We start from the raw sequence: 2,691 nt of genomic DNA, 5'->3' as shown, positions 1-2,691 counted from the left end.
ACGAACCCACGGACCCGCCGGTCCCACGCGTTCCCCTCCGGGATCTCCCAGTTGCCGAGCAGCTGGGCGGCACCACCGGGTGCGAGTACTCCCGGCAGCGTCCCGACGAGGTCCTCGACGATGGCGTCCCCGGCGAGTCCGCCGTCGCGGTAGGTGTAGGCCTCCCCGGACCTCCCGGTGCGCGGGGTGATGACGAAGGGCGGGTTGGAGACCACGAGATCGAACCCCTCCCCCTCGACCGGTTCGAGCAGGCTGCCCCTGCGGAGGCTGACGCGGTCCCCCAGCCGCTGCGGGTCGATCTCCAGAGCCCGGGCGTTCAGGAGGAGATTGAACCGGGCGAACCCGAGCGCGCGGTCGGAGATGTCGGTCGCGGTCACGTGGCGGGCATGCGACAGCAGGTGGAAGGCCTGGATCCCGCACCCCGTCCCCAGGTCGAGAGCCCGCTCCACGGACGTCCGCATGACGGTCTGGGCGAGGGTCAGGGACGCGCCGCCGATGCCCAGGACGTGGTCGTGGCGGAGGGGCCCCGGGCGCTGCTCCGATCCGAGGTCACTCGCCACCCACAGGCCACCGCCTGTATCGGAGCCGTAGGGCCGGAGCTCGACGGCGGCGTGCCGGCTCCGTCCTGCCGACGGGTCGGCGGCAGTGCGCGTCGCAGCTTCCGGCCCGTCGGCCGTTGTGACCTGCCGTTCCTCGTGCGACGTCGGCCCGCCGTCCGCACCGGGCTCGATGAGCCTCAGCTGTTCGAGCCCGGGCACGCCGAGGCGCGGGAACGCGGCCCGCAGATCCTCGTCGCCCACGGCTTCCCCGAGGAGCCACAGGAGGACCGGCACGGCCCGCGCGCCGGCCGAGCCGGAGAGGTGGCGCCTGCATTCGAGGAGCGCGGGGGCGAGCTGACCCCGGCCGAGGGCCGCGTAGGCCGGGGCTCCGAGGAGTTCCCCGACACCGTCGACCGTGTAGGCGAGGTCCGTCAGGTCCTCGGCGAGTGCCTCGAGCGCCGGGAGGTCCCGGCTCGAGGGTGTGGTGGGGACGTCGTCGTCGAAGTCCCGCCGGCCGGTCGGACGCGCGGCCGGCATCACGCGGCGCCCGCGGCCGTCGCCTCGGCTTCATCGGACTCGCACCCCTGGGGGCACCGCAGTGTCGCCGGGTCGGCCGCGCATGCCGAGCAGTAGAGCGTGAGATTCCGGCAGGACGCGTTGGAGCAGTTCTCGAATGTGTTCGAGGGCGTCTGGCACCGCACGCACTTGCCGATCGTGACGGCGTCATCGCTGAATTCCAGGTGCATGCGCTTGTCGAAGACGTAGAGGGAGCCCTCCCACAGCCCGGCGTCGCGGTACTTCTCGCCGTAGCGGACGATGCCGCCGTCGAGCTGGTAGACCTCCTGGAAGCCGCGATTGACCATGAGGCTGGACAGCACCTCGCAGCGGATGCCGCCGGTGCAGTAGGTGACGACGGGCTTGTCCTTGAGGTCGTCGTACTTGCCCGAGTCGAGTTCGCGGACGAAGTCGTGCGTGGTGCGCACATCGGGGACCACGGCCCCCTTGAAGCGTCCGATCTGCGCCTCGAGGGCGTTCCGGCCGTCGAAGAAGACGACCTCCTCGCCCTCGGCCCGCTTTGCATCGACCAAAGCGTGCAGTTCCTCCGGCGCCAGGTGGGTGCCCCCGCCCACCACTCCGTTCGCGTCGACCTCGAGTTCCCCGGGCGCCCCGAACGACACGATCTCGTCCCGGACCTTCACGCTCAGCCGCGGGAAGTCGTCCGCGCCGCCGTCAGACCACTTGATCTCCATGCCCTTGAACGCGGGGTACTCGCGCGTGGTCTTCACGTACTGCTTCACCGCGCCGATCTCGCCACCCACCGTGCCGTTGATCCCGTCCTTGGAGATGAGGATCCGTCCGCGCAGCCCCCACTTCTCGCAGAGAGCACGCTGCCACAGGCGGATCGCCTCGGGGTCGGGCAGTGGTGCAAAGGCGTAATAAAGGGCAATACGATTCATCGACACGGCTTAAAGCGTACTTTGCGTCTCAATACGGTCACCTCGGCGCCCGTCCCTGGTGATTCGAAGTCGTCGAGAACTATGGTTCAGCACATGGGTGCACACGCAGACGCCGAACTCCTCCAGACGTGGATCACCGGCTGGTCCGCCTGCCGGGGCTACGAGCCTCACAGGGACGCACGGAGCACCTCCGTGCTGCTCACGGACCAACAGGACCAGACCGAGCACTTCCTGTTCGAACCGACGACCGGGCTGTTCCTCGAACTCGCCGCCGAGACCCGGGACGATCCGACGCGCGTGCTGACCGTCGTCACCAACAGGATGCAGGAGCTCATCGATGCTGCAGCCCCCCTGCGCATGCGGGTCACCGACCGCCAGCAGTCCCTGATGAGCGTCGACATGGACGGCCAGGACGTCGAGGACCCCCGGCCCCCCGGGGACGACTTCACCCTCGAGCGCGAGCACAGCGGCGCCTGCCGCCGTGTGACGGTGCGCGCCGACGGGGAACTGGCGGCCCACGGCTCGGTGTCGGTGGTGGCCGAGCACGCGGTCTACGACCGCATCGTCACCGAGGACGGCTACCGGCGACGGGGACTGGGCAGCTTCGTCATGCGCGCCCTGACGGCCGGCGTCCTCGAGGACGACGTCACGTCCGGTCTGCTCATGGCCTCCGCGGACGGCCGGGCGCTGTACGA

General features: G+C 70.1%; 3 protein-coding genes. 1 reads left to right on the top strand and 2 read right to left on the bottom strand.

Annotated features, from left to right (window positions below; translation table 11 throughout):
• Both CVO76_RS16640 and CVO76_RS16635 read right to left on the bottom strand, forming a co-directional pair.
• On the bottom strand, positions 1–1,076 hold a 1,076-nt coding region (locus CVO76_RS16640), incomplete at its 3' end, for a DUF7059 domain-containing protein (protein ID WP_208740181.1).
• Positions 1,076–2,002 (bottom strand): rhodanese-related sulfurtransferase, encoded by a 927-nt coding sequence (locus tag CVO76_RS16635; RefSeq protein WP_133081174.1) that lies wholly within the window; start codon positions 2,000–2,002, stop codon positions 1,076–1,078. The genes CVO76_RS16640 and CVO76_RS16635, both read right to left, overlap by 1 nt.
• A gap of 87 nt (positions 2,003–2,089) precedes the next feature.
• Here CVO76_RS16635 and CVO76_RS16630 point away from each other — a divergent pair.
• The coding region (locus CVO76_RS16630; protein ID WP_208740180.1) for a GNAT family N-acetyltransferase at positions 2,090–2,691 on the top strand (602 nt) is incomplete at its 3' end.

This window comes from Arthrobacter agilis, from assembly GCF_002953615.1.
Classification (GTDB): Bacteria; Actinomycetota; Actinomycetes; order Actinomycetales; family Micrococcaceae; genus Arthrobacter_D; species Arthrobacter_D agilis_B.
This window is presented reverse-complemented; position numbering and strand designations above follow the sequence as displayed.